General features: G+C 54.3%; 18 protein-coding genes and 1 tRNA gene. 1 reads left to right on the plus strand and 18 read right to left on the minus strand.

All coding sequences use genetic code 11. The features are described from left to right. Nucleotides 1-203: 203 nt before the first annotated feature. The 17 genes from lon to AC0L6S_RS05375 form a co-directional block, all read right to left on the minus strand. A complete protein-coding gene (lon, locus tag AC0L6S_RS05295) occupies nt 204-2,615 on the minus strand; it encodes an endopeptidase La (protein ID WP_473427387.1) in 2,412 nt (803 codons plus the stop codon). A gap of 131 nt (nt 2,616-2,746) precedes the next feature. After that, the gene (clpX, locus tag AC0L6S_RS05300; RefSeq protein WP_473427388.1) at nt 2,747-4,036 is read right to left on the minus strand and encodes an ATP-dependent Clp protease ATP-binding subunit ClpX; all 1,290 of its coding nucleotides are present in this window, start codon (nt 4,034-4,036) and stop codon (nt 2,747-2,749) included. 103 nt (nt 4,037-4,139) lie between these two features. Further along, nucleotides 4,140-4,802 (minus strand): ATP-dependent Clp endopeptidase proteolytic subunit ClpP, encoded by a 663-nt coding sequence (clpP, locus tag AC0L6S_RS05305; protein WP_473427389.1) that lies wholly within the window; start codon nt 4,800-4,802, stop codon nt 4,140-4,142. Between the two features lie 33 nt (nt 4,803-4,835). Continuing rightward, entirely contained in the window at nt 4,836-6,143 is a 1,308-nt protein-coding gene (gene tig, locus AC0L6S_RS05310) for a trigger factor (RefSeq protein WP_473427390.1), read from the minus strand. A 101-nt stretch (nt 6,144-6,244) separates the two neighbouring features. Then, nucleotides 6,245-6,329 (minus strand) — tRNA-Leu (locus AC0L6S_RS05315). Nucleotides 6,330-6,572: 243 nt separating this feature from the next. Next, complete coding sequence (locus AC0L6S_RS05320; RefSeq protein ID WP_473427391.1) at nt 6,573-7,631, minus strand: beta-N-acetylglucosaminidase domain-containing protein; 1,059 nt, start codon at nt 7,629-7,631, stop codon at nt 6,573-6,575. A gap of 308 nt (nt 7,632-7,939) precedes the next feature. Then, a complete protein-coding gene (locus AC0L6S_RS05325) occupies nt 7,940-8,293 on the minus strand; it encodes a PilZ domain-containing protein (RefSeq protein ID WP_473427392.1) in 354 nt (117 codons plus the stop codon). Further along, the gene (locus AC0L6S_RS05330; RefSeq protein WP_473427393.1) at nt 8,290-9,303 is read right to left on the minus strand and encodes a DNA polymerase III subunit delta'; all 1,014 of its coding nucleotides are present in this window, start codon (nt 9,301-9,303) and stop codon (nt 8,290-8,292) included. Before AC0L6S_RS05330 ends, AC0L6S_RS05325 begins: the two co-directional genes overlap by 4 nt. Then, entirely contained in the window at nt 9,300-9,953 is a 654-nt protein-coding gene (gene tmk / locus AC0L6S_RS05335) for a dTMP kinase (RefSeq protein ID WP_473427394.1), read from the minus strand. Before tmk ends, AC0L6S_RS05330 begins: the two co-directional genes overlap by 4 nt. Before the next feature lies 1 nt (nt 9,954). Beyond that, nucleotides 9,955-10,986 carry an endolytic transglycosylase MltG gene (gene mltG, locus AC0L6S_RS05340; RefSeq protein ID WP_473427395.1) on the minus strand — a complete coding sequence of 344 codons (1,032 nt, stop codon included), beginning with the start codon at nt 10,984-10,986 and terminating at the stop codon, nt 9,955-9,957. Further along, nucleotides 10,983-11,819 carry an aminodeoxychorismate lyase gene (gene pabC / locus AC0L6S_RS05345; RefSeq protein WP_473427396.1) on the minus strand — a complete coding sequence of 279 codons (837 nt, stop codon included), beginning with the start codon at nt 11,817-11,819 and terminating at the stop codon, nt 10,983-10,985. The genes mltG and pabC overlap by 4 nt, the downstream gene beginning before the upstream one ends. 11 nt (nt 11,820-11,830) lie before the next feature. Further along, complete coding sequence (gene fabF, locus AC0L6S_RS05350) at nt 11,831-13,072, minus strand: beta-ketoacyl-ACP synthase II (RefSeq protein ID WP_473427397.1); 1,242 nt, start codon at nt 13,070-13,072, stop codon at nt 11,831-11,833. A 96-nt stretch (nt 13,073-13,168) separates the two neighbouring features. Then, complete coding sequence (gene acpP, locus AC0L6S_RS05355) at nt 13,169-13,405, minus strand: acyl carrier protein (protein ID WP_159170836.1); 237 nt, start codon at nt 13,403-13,405, stop codon at nt 13,169-13,171. Between the two features lie 146 nt (nt 13,406-13,551). Then, nucleotides 13,552-14,295, minus strand: a complete 744-nt coding sequence (gene fabG / locus AC0L6S_RS05360) for a 3-oxoacyl-ACP reductase FabG (protein WP_473427398.1) — start codon at nt 14,293-14,295, stop codon at nt 13,552-13,554. 3 nt (nt 14,296-14,298) lie between these two features. Continuing rightward, complete coding sequence (gene fabD / locus AC0L6S_RS05365) at nt 14,299-15,261, minus strand: ACP S-malonyltransferase (protein ID WP_473427399.1); 963 nt, start codon at nt 15,259-15,261, stop codon at nt 14,299-14,301. Nucleotides 15,262-15,546: 285 nt separating this feature from the next. Continuing rightward, nucleotides 15,547-15,729 (minus strand): 50S ribosomal protein L32, encoded by a 183-nt coding sequence (rpmF, locus tag AC0L6S_RS05370; protein ID WP_473427400.1) that lies wholly within the window; start codon nt 15,727-15,729, stop codon nt 15,547-15,549. A gap of 11 nt (nt 15,730-15,740) precedes the next feature. Further along, entirely contained in the window at nt 15,741-16,274 is a 534-nt protein-coding gene (locus tag AC0L6S_RS05375; protein WP_473427401.1) for a YceD family protein, read from the minus strand. Nucleotides 16,275-16,367: 93 nt separating this feature from the next. On the opposite strand from AC0L6S_RS05375, the gene AC0L6S_RS05380 reads away from it, so the two are divergent. Continuing rightward, a complete protein-coding gene (locus AC0L6S_RS05380) occupies nt 16,368-16,958 on the plus strand; it encodes a Maf family protein (protein ID WP_473427402.1) in 591 nt (196 codons plus the stop codon). 83 nt (nt 16,959-17,041) lie between these two features. Here AC0L6S_RS05380 and rluC read toward each other — a convergent pair whose 3' ends face one another. Next, complete coding sequence (gene rluC, locus AC0L6S_RS05385) at nt 17,042-17,998, minus strand: 23S rRNA pseudouridine(955/2504/2580) synthase RluC (protein ID WP_473427403.1); 957 nt, start codon at nt 17,996-17,998, stop codon at nt 17,042-17,044. Between the last annotated feature and the right edge of the window lie 206 nt (nt 17,999-18,204).

The following is an 18,204-nucleotide window of genomic DNA, read 5'->3' on the forward strand; positions in this document are numbered from 1 at the left end:
TTTCCCTCGGAAGTTATAGCTGTGGAAGTTGTATGTTACCGCTAAGTAACGTGGAGCGCGATGATAAATCTAACCTTGGCTCCCAATCTCCAGTTATAGCCGCATGTTTATTAGTGAAGTTATCGGCTCAAAAACATCATCATGCAGTTAGACGCATGACTGTATACCAGAGCAGGAATGCTGGTCAATAATCTTAGCGCCTGCTAGTGTGTATTTATCCTATTTTTTTCGTCGCCTTCGCCGTCAGAGCTGGTTGATATGGAGTCTGCTAGAAACTCCTCATCGCTCAGTGGTTCTGGCATTGATTCAAGGGCGAGTGCAAGTACCTCATCAATCCATTTTACTGGGCATATGTTGATATGCTCCTTAATATTATCGGGCACTTCTTTCAAGTCGCGCTCATTCTCTTTGGGAATGATGACAGTCTTGATGCCACCCCTTCTAGCGGCCAACAATTTTTCTTTCAGACCGCCAATAGGGAGTACTTCACCTCGCAGTGTAATTTCCCCGGTCATAGCGACATCTGATCGAACAGGAATAGAAGTCAGGACTGAAACCAGCGCTGTGCACATCGCAACACCTGCACTCGGTCCATCTTTGGGTGTAGCCCCTTCCGGTACGTGGATATGCACATCATGGCTCTCGTGGAAATTGGCGGGTATACCCAGCATCTGACCGCGGCTACGAACGACAGTCGTGGCAGCCTGTATCGATTCCTGCATGACGTCGCCGAGCGAACCAGTCTGCACATGGCGCCCTTTACCGACCACTGAAACCGCTTCAATAGTCAGCAGCTCACCACCGACAGACGTCCAGGCCAGCCCGGTTACCTGGCCAATTTTATTGGTTTCTTCAGCTATGCCGTAGTTGTATTTTCTTACACCCAGCAGGTCGGAGAGCATCTCCGGAGTGACGACGACGCCTGGGGACATCTCGCCCAGAGTTAACGCTTTAACGATCTTGCGGCACACTTTGGCAATCTCTCGCTCTAGAGAGCGCACGCCGGCTTCGCGGGTATAGTAGCGAATCACGTCTGTAACGGTATCGGATGCTATCGACAACTCTTCCAGTTTCAAGCCGTTCAATTTAACCTGTTTTGGAATCAGGTAGCGCTCGGCGATATTCAGTTTCTCATCCTCGGTGTAACCCGGTATACGAATCACCTCCATACGATCGAGCAGCGGCGCCGGAATATTCATCGTGTTGGACGTGCATATGAACATCACGTCCGACAGGTCGTAGTCGACCTCCAGATAGTGATCATTGAAAGCATGATTTTGCTCTGGGTCCAGTACTTCCAGCATCGCAGAAGCGGGGTCGCCACGGTGATCCATACCCATCTTGTCAATTTCGTCGAGCAAGAAGAGCGGGTTCTTGACCCCCGCCTTGGACATTTTTTGTAATAGCTTACCTGGCATTGAACCAATATATGTCCGGCGATGCCCGCGTATTTCCGCTTCATCACGCACACCGCCAAGTGCCATGCGAACAAATTTACGGTTGGTCGCTCGCGCGAGTGATTCACCGAGTGATGTTTTGCCGACACCAGGGGGCCCGACCAGGCACAACACTGGCCCCTTGACCTTGCGCACACGTTTTTGGACGGCCAGATATTCGATAATACGGTCTTTGACCTCTTCGAGGCCGTAGTGATCTTCATCCAGAATTGCGGACGCTCGCTTGAGATCGTGTTTGACCTTGCTGCGCTTCGACCAGGGAACATTCACCATCCAGTCGATATAACTGCGCACAACAGATGCCTCCGCCGACATGGGCGACATCATTTTCAATTTGCTCAATTCAGACTGCGCCTTTTCCTGAGCCTCGACCGGCATCTTGGCGTTGTCTATACGCGCCTGCAGCTCATCCAGTTCGTTGGGAGCTTCATCCATATCTCCCAGTTCACGCTGAATCGCTTTCATCTGCTCATTCAGGTAATACTCGCGCTGGCTTTTTTCCATCTGCTTCTTGACGCGCCCGCGAATGCGCTTCTCGACTTGAAAGAGGTCAATTTCGGCATCCATCAGGCCCATCAGGTGTTCCAGTCGCGCCCGTATTCCCGACATCTCGAGAATGTTTTGTTTTTCCTCAAGGGGGACGCTCATATGCGCCGCGATAGTGTCAGCGAGGCGGCCCGGCTCATCGATACCGGTAAGAGATGTGAGCACTTCTGCGGGCACTTTTTTGCTCAGGTTTACATACTTTTCAAACTGGGCGATGGTGGTGCGTAGCAGCGGATCGACGTCGTGTTCTGGAATATCTTCGCTGAGAATCTCTCGCACACCCGCCCTACTGAAGTTGCCCTCATCGTCCACGCTGTCAATGGCACAGCGATAACTGCCTTCTACCAGGACTTTGATGGTCCCGTCTGGTAATTTGAGCAACTGGAGGATATTGGACACAGTGCCGACCTGGTAAATACCGTCAGCTGTGGGATTGTCATCAGCGGCATTGCGCTGAGCCACCAGAAGCACCTGCTTGTCATTGGCCATGGCGTCTTCAAGGGCTTCGATGGAGCGCTCTCTTCCCACAAAGAGTGGGAGCACCATGTGCGGATATACAACGACATCTCTCAGTGGCAACAAAGGCAGGACGATGACAGAGGACGAACCCATAAAAATCTCCGGGTTTTAAAGAAATTTAGAAACTGTAGAGCTTATATGTGGGGACATAATCCCGAAAAACAAGCTCGTAGTCCCGAACCAGCCCCACTCTCTCGATAGCCGCTGTGCGCGGCGTGTTGTACCTAGTCGTCGGTAGACGCCGCCCGAGCGGCCGGCTCGCTGTGTTGATAGACCAGCAGGGGTTCGGAATCTCCCCTGATAACCGACTCGTCAATGACGACCTTGCTTACATCGTCAAGGGAAGGGATGTTGTACATGGAATCCAGTAGGACGCCCTCCAGTATGGAGCGCAATCCACGTGCACCGGTTTTACGTTCCATGCCTTTCTCGGCGATGGCGCGAAGACCGTCCTCGCGGAAATCCACCTCGACACCCTCCATATCAAACAGCTTGCTATACTGCTTGGTCAGGGAGTTTTTAGGCTCGGTGAGTATTTTTACCAGCGCGTCAACGTCCAGTTCTTCCAGGGTGGCGATAACGGGAAGGCGACCGACGAACTCGGGGATTAGCCCGTAATGAACCAGGTCTTCCGGCTCCAGCCGGGACAGCAATTCACCGACATTGCTTGTTTCATCCTTGCTTTTCACTTCCGCGCCAAACCCGATACCGCCTTTTTCGGACCGGTTGCGTATCACTTTCTCAAGGCCGGCAAATGCACCACCACAGATAAACAGGATGTTGGATGTGTCAACTTGCAGAAATTCCTGCTGCGGATGCTTGCGTCCACCCTGGGGTGGCACTGAGGCAACGGTGCCTTCTATCAGCTTCAGCAGCGCCTGCTGAACGCCCTCTCCCGATACGTCACGGGTGATAGAGGGGTTGTCTGACTTGCGTGAAATTTTATCGATCTCATCGATGTAGACAATGCCTACCTGGGCTTTCTCTACATCGTAATCACATTTTTGCAGCAGCTTCTGAATGATGTTTTCTACATCCTCACCGACATATCCGGCCTCGGTCAGTGTCGTGGCATCGGCAATCGTGAAGGGTACATCGAGGAGGCGCGCCAGTGTTTCCGCCAGCAGTGTTTTACCGCTGCCGGTGGGACCGACCAGCAAAATATTGCTTTTGCCCAGTTCGACGTCCTCGCGATTCTTGCCGTGGCGCAGCCGCTTGTAATGGTTGTACACAGCAACGGCCAGCACTTTTTTCGCCCGCTGCTGACCGATAACATAATCATCGAGGATGGTTTTGATTTCCTGCGGCACTGGCAGATGGTCCTGCTTGGCCCCGGCATTGTTTTCCTGTACCTCTTCACGAATGATGTCGTTGCAAAGATCAACGCATTCATCGCAAATAAACACAGACGGGCCCGCAATCAGTTTGCGAACCTCGTGTTGGCTTTTGCCACAGAAGGAGCAGTACAGCAGTTTGCTGCCATCGTCACCCATTTTCGTGGTTTTGTCGCTCATCCGGCCATCCTACGCGGTTAAGTGTGCCCGTTTACGTCATCTGACCATTCCACGATGATGTTTTTCGGGATTTTTTGCAAGTCCCCAAAGGAACTAAATCACGTTATTCAGACTTATTATCGTCGGTTTTTCCAGCACTGGCACGGCTGGGAACCACCTCGTCAACAAGCCCATACGCCTTGCTCTGCTCAGCATCCATAAAGCGGTCGCGCTCTGTGTCACGCTCGATAACTTCCAGGCTCTGCCCTGTATGCTGTGCCATCAATTTGTTCAGGCGCTCGCGAATAATAAGTATCTCACGGGCCTGAATGTCGATATCTGTCGCCTGTCCCTGTGCGCCACCACTGGGTTGGTGGATCATTGTGCGGGCATTGGGAAGACAAAACCGTTTGCCGGGCGCCCCGCCGCACAGGAGAAATGCGCCCATTGAGGCAGCCTGCCCTATGCACATGGTGCTCACATCGGGTTTGATAAACTGCATGGTGTCATAGATAGACAGTCCTGCCGTGACGGACCCCCCCGGTGAATTGATATACAGGTGAATGTCCTTGTCGGGATTTTCCGACTCCAGGAAGAGCAACTGCGCGACAATCAGATTGGCCATGTGATCTTCTACCGCGCCCACAGCGAAAATAACCCGTTCTTTCAGCAGTCTGGAGTAAATGTCATAGGAGCGCTCACCGCGCGCCGTCTGCTCCACAACCATGGGAACAAGCCCCAGATTGTCGACTCTGTGCCTGTCTTGCCCGTCGAACTGAATTGGCATGTTTACTGTCCCCAGATTATTGTCTTGTAACGGCTACGATTTAATGGCGTCCTGATAGCCACATTCCTTATCTACTATATTGGCACTCTCAAGAAGCTTTTCAACCACCTGATCCTCCAATACTTTCGATTCTACCGCAGATAGTTGCTGCTGGTTGGAGTAGTAATAATCAATCACTTCCTGCGGATCCTCATAGGTTGATGCCATATCTTCAATGACTTCACGCACCTTTGCGCTATCGGCTTTCAGTTCGTGCTTTTCGATGTACTCGGCCAGTACCAGGCCCAGTTTCACTCGGCGCTCGGCATTTTCGGTAAACATAGAGTCTGGCAGGAGTGACTCAAGATCTAAATCCTGATTTTGCATACCACCGTATTGTTGGAACATCTGGTTACGCATTGCGGATACTTCCTGATCAACGAGCGCTTTGGGTATATCCAGAGCGCTGTGCGCTTCCAGTACGGCGTCCATCACCTGTTGCTTGATCTTCGCTTCCGTACTGTTTTTCAGTTCCCGGGCCATGTTCTCCGCGATTTCCTTGCGAAACTGTGCTTCACCACCTTCCTCTACGCCATACTCGGCAAAAAACTCATCGTTCATTTCCGCCGGCACCTGCTCTTTTACAGAGTTCAGGGTGATTTTGAACTCCACTGCCGCACCTTTGAGCTCTTCATTGTGGTAGTCATCGGGGAAGCTCAACTGCAGGGTGCGCTCCTCGCCTGCGGACATGCCGACAATGCCGTCCTCGAATCCTGGAATCATACGCCCAGAACCCAGTTCCAGATCACTTCCCTCGGCACTGCCGCCGTCAAATGCCTCGCCATCTCGGGTTCCGGCATAGTCGATATTGACGGTATCACCCAGCGCTGCAGCGCGCTCTACGGCTTCCTGTGTCCCTTTCTGCTTGCGCAGTTCCGCTATCATGTTATCGATATCGGTTTCTGTGACCTCGGCCACCGGCTTCTCCACCGGGAAGTCCTTCATGTCGGCCAGTTCCACTTCCGGGAATACTTCGAAAGTCGCTACATACTGCAGCTCTTTGCCCGCTTCGAGATTTTTGGGCTCGATGCTGGGCTGACCAGCGGGGCGTAACTTCTCCTGAATAATCGCTTCACGGAACGATTCGTTGACAACCTCACCAACGACCTCCTGACGTATGCCGGCACCGTAGCGCTGGCGCATCACTTTCATCGGCACCTTGCCGGGACGAAAGCCCGGGAGGCGGGCATTCTGTGACGCTTTCTGCAGGCGGTTGTCCACTTCCACATCGACGCGTTCGGCGGGCACGCCCACGGTTAAGCGACGCTCCAGATTCGAGGTCGTTTCAATAGATACCCGCATAGTCTTTCCTCATCATTCGATAGCTATCGGACACTTCGGGTGCCCGCACATTGGGCAGCATCACCATATTTGGAAACATGGTGATGCTGCCCTCGTAAGTTTGGTGCGGAAGGAGAGACTCGAACTCTCACACCTTGCGGCACTGGAACCTAAATCCAGCGCGTATACCAATTTCGCCACTTCCGCGTAGAAAACATCGGTTAACTGGATAGAATCAACCACACTAAACCCAGTTAACGCTTTGATTAAACCTGATTTTTCGTATCTAACCGCCGAAAATGATCCGGCCGGTTCAAGGGCGGTGATTCTGCCATAAAGGTCTACCGGATTCAACCGCCGCAAGGCCGTCGGCCACAGCAGTAAAAGGGACTGCAGCGCACGCGACAACTGCGACACAGCCAGCGCTCTGGCGCAATACGGCGCATCGGATTACAGGGTCAGGCACGCCGGGTCAAAACGGTATTCTCCGCGCAGCCACTGGGTGATTTCCATTGCCGCGCACCCGGGCAATCCAGCGTACTCATCGGCCAACGCCTTACGGCGCGCCTCCCCCAGCCCACTGAGCCCCTCGTGCTCGAATGCATGACCGTCGCGACACAAACGCTCCCAGGTTGCCGGCCCTAACATCCGGGACAAGTCAGCATCCTCAAACTCGCCGTTGCCATACAAGCGAGCAAGGCCGCTCAGCGCTGGCAGTGACAGAAGACCCTGGTTCATAGGGTTGCACAAATGGCCGCTGAGCTGTGGCCGCATTGTCGGGTCTCGGTCTGACAGGCAGCTGGTATAAAGAAAGTTGCTCCGCACCGCACCGTCATTGACGGGGTAGTTGTCCCACAGGATGACGGGCCTGCCTAATTGTTGGACAATTGAGTCGATATCCTGCGCCGTAATTGACGCCGAACACACTTTGTTCCCGGTCCAGAAGATATCAGCTACAGCGGGCAGTTCACGACCGAGCTGTGCCCAGTAGCCCAGTGGCATAGCACCGAAATGCTGCTCCAATACCGGATCGAACGAATAGTAAGTCGGGCAAACCAATGTGCGTACGCCGGGCAGCCATTGGCAGACATCAGCGACAATCTCTGCCTGTCGGCTCGCCAATTCATCCAGATCGCCGGGCATATCATCAAACAAAATGGCGATTACCGGCGCGTCCAGTTCCCCGAGTCGCTCCACTTTGCGCCTGAATTTGTCTCGTTGGCGCTCCCCATAGTTGCGGTAAAGTTCAACCGGGGAGAGCCCGACGCCCCAGTGCAGCCCGCGCTGCTTGTAAGCCGCGCAAAGCTGCAGTAACGCCTGCCACTCGTTATCGGGCCAAGCTTCTGGCCATCGGCTGCGCAGGTACAAATCTCCTTTGGGGCAGTAGATACAGGTGTTCAGTCCCGCCTCGGCCAGGTAGTCAGCGTAAGCTAATCGTGTCTCCAGCGACCATTCACGCCCGTAGAAACCTTCGATGATGCCGGCAAGAAACTCGGTCGATTGGGCCATTGATGTGCGCTGTAATTACCAAATTGAATTGAATGATAGGTTTTTAATAACTAAATACGCTAAAAATCGTGCCAAGTATTGTGGAAAATTGCCAATTATAGGCGATACTTAGAGCGTGGTCGCCTATCCCCTAGAAACAACCGGGTGGCTACAAGAGAGCGCTCTTCTGCTCTTTTTAGGAAGCAATTCCTTTATGTTTCACTCCTAATGGTCTTGGTGGGTCCCTTTCGGGGCCCATTTTTTTATCAAAAAACCATGTTTTTCAATGCCTTATTGCTGCACTTAACTGTAGCACTTTATGTCTTGGACTACATAGTGTGCGTGGGGCGGTCGGATGATAAAGAGCCCGCAAGGTGATTCTCGATTTTGGCATTGGCGGCGGCATCCTGTTCGCTGAATTGAACTCCGATACCCGCGGTGCGGTTGCCCTGAGCACCACGCGGGGTTACCCAGACCACCTTGCCGGAAATGGGAATTTTCTCTGATTCATCCATCAGCGTTAAGAGCATGAAGACCTCATCGCCGATATCATAAGCTTTGTTGGTGGGTACAAAAAGTCCGCCATTGTCGAGAAAAGGCATGTAGGCAGAATACAGGACAGCTTTATCCTTGATCGTCAGCGACAATATTCCGTTTCGGCTGTTTGGCTTGTCGTCACTCATGTGCGGGGATCTCCAGGTTGCGCATGGATACTATCACCTAGAAGGTCTGCCCCCAAACGTCTCTGTGCTTTTGAAAGCAGTGCCTCTACCAATAATTCTTTGCTGGGGTTGGCGCCGGCATCGACAGCCAGCCGCAGACGGGATACCTCATCAAGTAGCTTGAACAACTGCTGGCCCTGTCTACTGCGCAGTCGATCCAGCGGCAGCGAGCCCAGCAGCCGTTGGATATCGCCGGTAAGATGCTCCAAAAATTCACCCAGATCGAGGTCTCCCCACAGTGAACGCGCCTGTTTAACGGTAATACGGCCAGCAATAACGCCCTGCAGTGCTACCCGCCTGGCGACAATCTCATCGACGGCATCGTCACAGTACAAGTCCCGAGCCAGCAATGGCAGGCCATCTGCAATTGACAACAGTTCCTGGCTTCGCTCTCTCTGCCCTGTTGCGAGGTCGAGCCAATCCAGTGCGGAAGCGGTGGCGGGTGTTGGCAATTGCTTGATATGACAGCGCGAGCGGATGGTCGCCGGAACCCCATACATGTGATCGCACACCAGTATCAGATAGGTGCCGCTGGCAGGCTCTTCCAGTGATTTCAGCAGCGCGTTGAATGCGTTGACATTCATTGTCTCAGCCGGAGCCAGCACGATGACCTTGCGCGTGCCAAAACCGGCTGTTTTAGCCGTGAAGCGCACGACTTCGCGCACCTGGTCGATTTTTATAACGCGGCTCTTCTCGGACGGAGTCACCCACAAAAAGTCACCGTGACCACCAGTGGCGCTCAATTCGCAGGCATGACACTCGCCACAATTCAGAGTGCCGCGCGGCTGTGCGCACAGCAGCAACCTTGCCAATGCCATAGCCAGTTGGGATTTTCCGGTATGCTGCCTGCCGACCAGCATCAGCGCATGTGGCAACTGTTCGGCCTGCAGTTGCTGGTTCAGCTGAGACCACTCCTCCTCATGCCAGGGCAGCGGTGTGCTGACGGCGGGCAAGTCCAGCGGGTTTATCACGGTCCAGTCCTACGCGAGGCCCAGTGCCTGAGCGCCTCATTGCCGAATGCAGTTAACTCTGCTTGAACACCGAGCAGCGGTTGGCTGGCATCGATAACCCGATACCGCTCGGGTTGTGTTTGTGTCTGTTCAAGATAGCCCCGACGCACGCGTTCGAAAAACGCCAGGGTCTCCTGCTCGATACGATCGAGTTCACCGCGATTGCGGGCCCGTGTCATGCCAACATCGACAGGCGCGTCCAGTAGCAGTGTGTAGTCCGGGCGCAGGCTACCCTGCACCAGAGTTTCCAGTTGCGCTACTGCGGCACGATCAACGCCCCTGCCACCGCACTGGTAGGCATAGGTTGCATCCGTAAATCGATCACTCAGGACCCATTTTCCGGCGGCCAACGCCGGTTCAATAAGCTCGGCAATATGTTGCGCGCGCGCCGCAAACAGTAGCAAGAGTTCCGTCATTGCGTTAACCGTTTCATCTCCCACGCGTAGCAGTAACTCGCGTATGTCTTCAGCGAGCCGGGTGCCACCGGGTTCTCTGGTCGTGACAACGTCGATGCCGTTATCGATCAGAAAGCGCTCGAGAAAAACAAGATTGGTGGACTTACCCACGCCCTCGCCTCCCTCTATCGTGATGAAAAGACCTTTGACACTCATACTAGGGCGACTTCTCCGGCGCTGATCGATAGTTCTGACGGCGCTGCAACTGATATTGCCGCACGGCACGATTATGCTCTTTCAGTGTGTCGCTGAACACATGGCCGCCATCACCACGCGCGACAAAATAGAGAGCACTGCCCTCCTCTGGGTGCAGTGCGGCGTGAATGGCCGCCCTGCCCGGCAGTGCAATCGGCGTTGGCGGCAACCCTGAAATTCGATAGGTATTGTAGGGATTACCGTCCTCGGTAAGATGACTGCGCTTCAGGTTGCCATCAAACGATTCTCCCAGCCCATAGATCACCGTAGGATCAGTTTGTAACAACATTCCCAGTTTCAGCCGCCGTGCGAAAACGCCAGAAATTTGCCCCCGCTCCTGAGCCATCCCTGTTTCCCGCTCAATGATGGAGGCCATAATTAACGCTTCATAGGGCGTGTTGTACAGCAGGCCTTCGGCGCGCAGAGACCACTCCTCTTCCAGCGTGGCCAGCATGGCGGCATGGGCCCGCTCCAGTATGCTTAAGTCTGTATCGCCGCGCGAATAGTGATAAGTATCTGGGAAAAACAGGCCTTCGGGGTGCGACTCGGGCTGAATTATCTCGAGAATTCTATCGTCATCCGTGCCGGACAGCGTAGCTTCCAGCTGCTCCTGGTCCGCCAGTATCTCCAGCGCCCGGTGCAGTGTTATCCCCTCTGGTAGTGTGACCTGATACTGAATGACCTCACCGCGTTGCAGCAACATCAGCAGTGACTCAGGAGTCGTACCTTGTGGCAGTAGATACTCGCCTGGCTTGATCTGCTGGTCGAGGCCGGTCCATCTTCCATACAGTGCTATGGGCTGTGGAAAGGATAGAACGCCAGCTTGATGTAGGCGATTTGCCGCTCTGCGCAGGGAGTCACCCTTTTCTACAATGAGCGTAAAACCGTCCGGCGAAATATACAATGGTGTTGCCCACTGCTTTCGCAACTCGCCAACACTGCCGGCCACAAGCACCAGCACAGCGAGAACCAAAACGACAAGCTTCTCTTTCATGCCATCACCTCGCGGGAGACATTGAAGAGCGCCTCACAGACACTGTGGTCGCGCCAACTTCTGTCGCCCGCTGTAGCTATCGGTCTCACCGTGTGCAGGCTGTTGCTGTAGAAAACTTCGTCAGCATGTTGCAGGTCGTCAAGCGTCAGCCTGGCTTCTCGGACTTTGAGGCCAATAGACGGTGCCCAGTTGTCGATGATCAAGCTGCGCCGTGTACCAGCGACTCCGCAGTGATCCAACACGGGTGTTAAAACCTCACCCCGAGTAACCAGGAATATATTGCCAGCAATGACGGAGACAAGGTGATCCATCTGATCCAACATCAGGCACTCGTCGACATTCTCTGCTTGTGCTTGTGTCGCTGCAAGTATCTGCTCCAGCCGATTCAGGTGTTTGATCCGCGCCAGTGCCGGCTGTGTTGCCAGGCGTATCTCAGCCACATTCAAGCGTGCCGGTGCAGATAACTTTGCACAATCGCGCTCCAGCGCAGTGACACTGATCAGGATGCGCGGAGCCAAACCTTGCGCGGGTGCGTAGCCGCGAGGCCCAGGACTTCTGAGCACGCTCAATCGCAGAGCCGCCCAACGCCAGCCAGTTTCAATCGCATTGCAGACCAGCTGGATTTGTTGTTGCGCTGCCACCAGGCAATCAGGAAGTGCGAGTGTTTTCAGCCCCAAAGATAATCGCGCCATATGCAAATCCAGCAATACGGGCCGGCCGCTGTGCAGCAGGATGGTCTCAAACAGACCATCGCCGAAATCGACTCCACGGTCCGGTAGAGGCAACCCGCTAGTGGGTGTGCCATCAAGCCAGGACGCGGATTGCGGGGACACAGGGGGTTCGATCAGTTGGCTTTGCTGAACAGCAGTGAACCGTTGGTTCCGCCAAACCCAAAAGAGTTGGTAAGAACGCTGTGAATGGCGCGTTCCTGTGCAGTGTTGGGCACGTAATTCAGATTGCACCCCTCGTCGGGATTTTCAAGGTTGATAGTAGGAGGCGCAACCTGGTCGCGCAGTGCCAGCACAGAAAAAATAGCCTCCACTGCCCCTGCTGCTCCCAACAAATGTCCAATCATGGATTTTGTAGAGCTCACCGCTACTTGTGCGGCAGCGTTGCCCAACACCGACTCTACAGCTCGGCTTTCAGCGAGGTCGCCTGCCAGAGTGGACGTACCGTGCGCATTGATGTAGTTGATGTTCTCAAGTTCAACACCGGCATCCCTGATTGCATTGCGCATGGACATCGCAGCACCTCTTCCGTCTTCCGGTGGCAGCGTCATGTGATATGCATCGCCACTCATGCCAAAACCGCGAAGTTCCGCATATATTTTCGCGCCGCGCGCTTTTGCCGATTCGTACTCTTCCAGCATAATGACGCCAGCACCGTCGCCCAACACAAAACCGTCACGATCACTGTCCCAGGGGCGAGACGCACTGGTCGGATCATCATTGCGTGTTGAAAGCGCACGAGCAGCCGCGAAACCACCGAGCCCAACAGGCGTTGTCGCCATCTCTGCACCGCCGACCAGCATGGCATCTGCATCACCCAGAGCGATCAGTCTTGCACCCAGCCCTATGTTGTGTGTGCCCGAGGTGCAGGCTGTTACAACGGCGAGATTGGGGCCCTGCAGATTGTATTTCACCGAGAGGTTTCCGGAGATCATATTGATGATGGAGCCCGGTACGAAAAAAGGTGATATTTTTCGTGGGCCTGATTCCCTGATGATCTCGCTGTTCTTCTCGATCTGTCCGATACCGCCAATGCCAGAGCCGATAGAGCAGCCGATACGAGGTGCATTTTCTTCTGTAACTTCCAGCCCGCTGTCCTGCATGGCCTGAATGCCTGCAACCATACCGTACTGCACGAAGACATCCTGCTTGCGCGATTCCTTCGGCGGCAGATACTGGGATACATCGAAATCTTTGACACTGGCACTGAACTGCGTGGAATAGGCCGAAACGTCGAAGCTGTCGATCAGGGCAGCGCCGCTTTTCCCCGCAAGGATATTTTTCCAGGACTCCTCTACAGTGAGTCCCACGGGAGTCACCATGCCCAGGCCTGTTACGACAACTCTTCTGCCAATCAAAAAGCTAACTCCCTTGCAGCTTGCAAACTATGACATTCTATAAAAGAAAAGCCGCCCTATAGAGATAGAAACGGCTCCTCGTAATGGAATGGCGAATCAGGCGAGATTACTATTGATGTACTCAATCGCCAGCGCCACAGTGGTAATTTTCTCGGCTTCTTCGTCGGGAATTTCTGTTTCAAACTCCTCTTCAAGCGCCATTACCAGTTCGACCGTATCGAGAGAATCAGCGCCCAGGTCCTCCACGAAGGATGCTCCTGTTTGCACTTCTTCTTCTTTGACGCCAAGTTGCTCAGCTACGATCTTCTTAACGCGTTCTTCAATGCTGCTCATTTTATCTGCTACTCCTGAGGTTTTTACTGCTGTTTGGTATCCGATTAAACGGTCTGAGCGCGCAGTTTACTCTGTTTTTCCAACGAGTAATAAATTTTTTTTGGCGCGCTGCGCACCGCGCTAGTTAATCTATATTTATCAAATATTTAGGCCATATGCATACCACCATTAATATGAACTGTTTCACCGGTTATGTAAGCGGCATTATCGCTGCACAAAAAACTGACCAGGGCGGCAATTTCTGCCGGAGCGCCGAGTCGGCCAACGGGAATTTGTCCCAGCAGTAATTCGCGCTGTTCATCGGGCAATGAACGAGTCATATCGGTATCGATAAAACCCGGTGCGATACAGTTGACGGTGATGGAGCGCGAACCGAGTTCGCGAGCGAGTGCACGTGAGAAACCCTCGGCGCCCGCTTTCGTCGCTGCGTAATTGCTCTGGCCGATATTGCCCATCGAGCCGACCACCGAGGTGATGTTCACAATTCGACCCCAGCGAGCTTTCGTCATACCGCGCACACAGGCTTTACTCATCCGGTAGAGTGAGCTCAGGTTCGTGTCTACAACTTGCTGCCACTCATCTTCCTTCATGCGCATTAAAATATTGTCTTTGGTGATACCCGCGTTATTCACCAGCACCAGCGGCGCTCCAAACTTCTCAGCAATCTGTTTCACGACCGCAGACACGCTGTCCTGATCCGCAACATTCAGTGCCATTCCCTGCCCAGTGAAATTTGCTGCAGAGAGATATGCAGATATCGATTCCGCTCCCTTGCTGCTCGTCGCAGTGCCAACCACTATATAGCCATCAGCACCCAATGATTCAGCGATCGCCCTGCCAATGCCGCGGCTTGCACCGGTCACCAGTGCCACTTTTGGTTCTATTGACATATGCTATTCTCCTGCGGGTTCATTCAGTTGTTGCACGGTGTTTATCAAGCCTTCGGGATCCTCAATGGAATAACTCTGCAACGATTTATCAATACGCCTGTTCAAGCCGCTGAGTACCTTCCCGGGACCACACTCTACGATACCGCGTACGCCGGATTCTATGACGGTGGCAATACAACTCGTCCAGCGTACCGGGCTATAGATCTGCTCAATTAGCAACTGACGTATCTTCTCCGGATCACTCTCCGTTGCGCCGTGAACATTATGCACCACTGGAACCTGTGGAGAAGTAATAGTGATGGTGTCGAGGACTTCTGCGAGCTTCTCCCCAGCGGGCTTCATCAGTACAGTGTGGAAAGGCGCACTGACAGGCAGTGGCAAAGCGCGTTTGGCGCCGGCGTCTTTCAATGCGGTAATCGCTGCGTCAACCGATGCTTTGTGGCCGGCGATAACCACCTGTCCCGGCGAATTGAAGTTGACGGCCGCTACCACAGCATCGTCGCCGCTTGTGATGTCACCGCATATATCATCGATAACACTGTCGTCCAGGCCGATAATAGCGGCCATTGAGCCCTGGCCCACAGGCACAGCGGTCTGCATGAACTCGCCGCGCTTGCGCACCAGGTTTACTGCGTCCTCGAATGATAGTGCCCCGGCGCATACCAGAGCTGAGAACTCTCCCAGGCTGTGGCCGGCCATTATGTCTGGCCGAGCGCCGCCTTCGGACTGCCACGCGCGCCACAGTGCTACACTCGATGTCAAAAGCACCGGCTGGGTAGTTTCCGTGAGGTTTAAAGCGTCCTGCGGGCCATCCTGCACCAGCGCCCACATATCGTATCCGAGGGTTTGCGAGGCTTCTGAGAAGGTGTCTCGCACGGACGGGAATTGTTCATATGCCGCGGCCAGCATGCCTACCTGCTGTGAGCCCTGCCCGGGAAAAACAAATGCATTGGAACTGTCTGACATTCTCTGGTTGTCCTTCGTCGTTACATAAAGTAGGTTGGGCGACAGCTAGCAGCACGCCATTGAAGCAGCACAGGGAAATGCATGCGCCATCGCATATTCAGAGGAGTTGGAATGTTGTTGCGAGCGGTAGAAGAGGTGCTTTGAAGGCTGGGGCGGTAGAGTGTAATCACCGCTCACATTGAGGGCTGTGAGCGGCGTTGCGAAGACGCGGTCTTCGCGTATTGGATAAACTCCCTGAGCCGTGTGGCTCACAACGCCGGCAGTCTTCCGATCAGGTCACTGAACTCAGTCGTCGTTACCTGTATCGACGACTTTTCTGCCACGATAAAAACCGTCGGCAGTTACGTGGTGCCTGAGATGAGTCTCACCTGACGTCTCATCGACAGACAGGGTGGGCCCGCGTAGCGCATCGTGTGAACGACGCATGCCCCGACGAGAACGGGTCTTCTTACTTTTCTGAACAGCCATGGCTTAAACTCCTAGTGCTTATTGCCGGGCTTTAATTGCGCCAGCACGTTAAACGGGTTGGGCTTTTCTTCTCCTGTGTCCCCTGTTGGGGCCGGGTCCGAATAGGCCGCAGTCTTCATCCTACATTCATCTGTATCGTGGTAGCTGAATGGCGGCATCGCCAGTATCAGCTCTTCCTCGACCACATCCCACAAGTTGCTGGGAGGTTCCATCACAATCAGCGGCTCGAACTGCCGGGGTACATGCGCGGCCTCTTCATCTGTCCATACGATAGCCAATGTGCTTTCGCTGGACAGCTGCTGTGGCATCGCTTCGAGACAGCGCTGGCACGTCACCACGATATCTGCCGTCACTGTAACTCGCATCACATACCTGCGCTCGTCGTCGCGGGAGAAGTCAAATTCTGCCACGATAGCGCCCTCATCAGCAGCCAAAAGCTGCCGGAAACGCTGTAAATCAAGCGGTTTCAGGGCTCCGCTGACTGTGACGCCACGCACCGCTGCCTGGCGTACATCCAGCATATTCGGTAGAGTCTCGGTCAACATAGGCGCGCATCATAGGTGCGGTCTGCCCCTTTGTCAAAAAAATCTTTACAATACAAATAGTTCTAGCTGCTACTTACAAATCTGGCCCAACTGATGAATATTATCCTCGCGTCGACTTCGCCCTACCGCAGGGCGCTGCTTGAACGCCTCCAACTGCGCTTTTCCTGCATCCCACCCGATGTGGACGAAGAACCGCGTCCCGGTGAGGCGCCGCAGGCGCTCGCTGAACGACTGTCGAGGGTCAAGGCCTGCGCTGTGGCCGATCTTCACCGGGACGCACTGGTCATAGGCAGCGACCAGGTTGCGTCTATTGGTGAGCGTATTATGGGCAAACCGGGCAATCATGAGAATGCTAAGGCGCAGCTCAGGATGAGCGCCAATAATGAAGTTACCTTTTATACCGGGGTTGCGCTGGTGTCGCGGGCCCGGCACTTTGAACGCGTTCATGTGGAACCGTTCAGTGTAAGGTTTCGCGCGCTCGACGACACCCATATAGAAGACTATCTCCAGCGCGAACAGCCCTACGACTGCGCGGGCAGTTTTAAGGCAGAGGGACTGGGTATCGCACTGTTTGAACAGCTCACGGGGAGCGACCCTACCAGCCTTGAAGGGTTGCCACTGATCACATTAACCTCGCTGTTAGCTGCGGCAGGCGTAGATGTTCTGAGGAGTACTGACAGGTAGGGCCGTACGCAGATAGCACTTCACAATGACGCCGGCTATCAGCCGATACCATACGAATTACATTGAATAATTATTTTTTACAACTACTTACGGAGCTTTTCTAATATAATTTCAAGAGTCACGTCCAGCGGCGCCTGCAGCATAAGTTCACCACTGTCCGGGAGCGAAAACTGTAGCGAAGCGGCATGCAGGAATAAGCGCTTCAGGCCGATCTGGCGCGCAAAGGCCGCCGTCCGGTCGTCGCTGTACTTGTCGTCGCCGAGCAACGGAAAACCCGCCTGCTGGGCGTGTACCCGTATCTGGTGCGTCCGCCCGGTAATGGGCCTTGCTTCTATTAACGTGGCACCGGCAAACCGCTCCACCACACTGAACTCGGTGACTGCCCTCTTCCCCTCTCGGTTCACGCGTACCATGCGCTCTCCGGATTGCAGTACGTTCTTCTGTAGCGGTGCATCCACCACACGCACAGATCTGGGCCATTTGCCGGCGACCAGGGCCAGATAGCGCTTCTCGATGTGTTTTTCACGCAACTGTCGATGCAGTTCGCGGAGGATCGGTGCACGTTTGGCAATCAGGATAACGCCTGACGTATCGCGGTCCAGACGGTGTACCAACTCAAGATAGCGCGCATCGGGGCGCAGCTGCCGCAGGCACTCGATCAAGCCAAAGCTGAGCCCGCTGCCACCGTGCACGGCCAGGCCGGAGGGCTTGTCGATCGCCAGCAAATCATCGTCCTCGTAGATGATCTGCCGCTCCAGTTGCGCTGTTTGTTGTCGTGGTATACGCGGCTCTGCCGAGGGCTCCGGCTGGTGCAGCGGGGGTATCCGCACCACATCGCCTATGACCAGTCGGTAATCGGCGCGCACCCTGCCCTTGTTCACTCGCACCTCACCCTTGCGCAGCGCGCGGTACAGTCGAGTGCGGGGAATACCCTTCATTTCGCGCAACAGGAAGTTATCGAGGCGCTGGCCTGCTGCATTGTCATCCACTGTCACCAGACGCGCCCGGCCGGATGCAGGGGTTTGGGGGCTAGCGGACACGGGCTGTACGAATCATGTCAATTGTTTCCATATACTGTTATAGTGCGCGCTGTGGTTGCACCCGCCTGAGTTTTGAAGCTAGGTTCGGTGATGGAAAAGCCCTGGCGAACGTTTGGGCCGGCACATGAGATGCGCGGTTCCGCCAGATCAACCACACAAACTTAATGGATGTCGGCATTCCCACACGGTGTATGCGAATAATGACA

The sequence above is a fragment of the Halioglobus sp. D3-4 genome, from assembly GCF_055809315.1.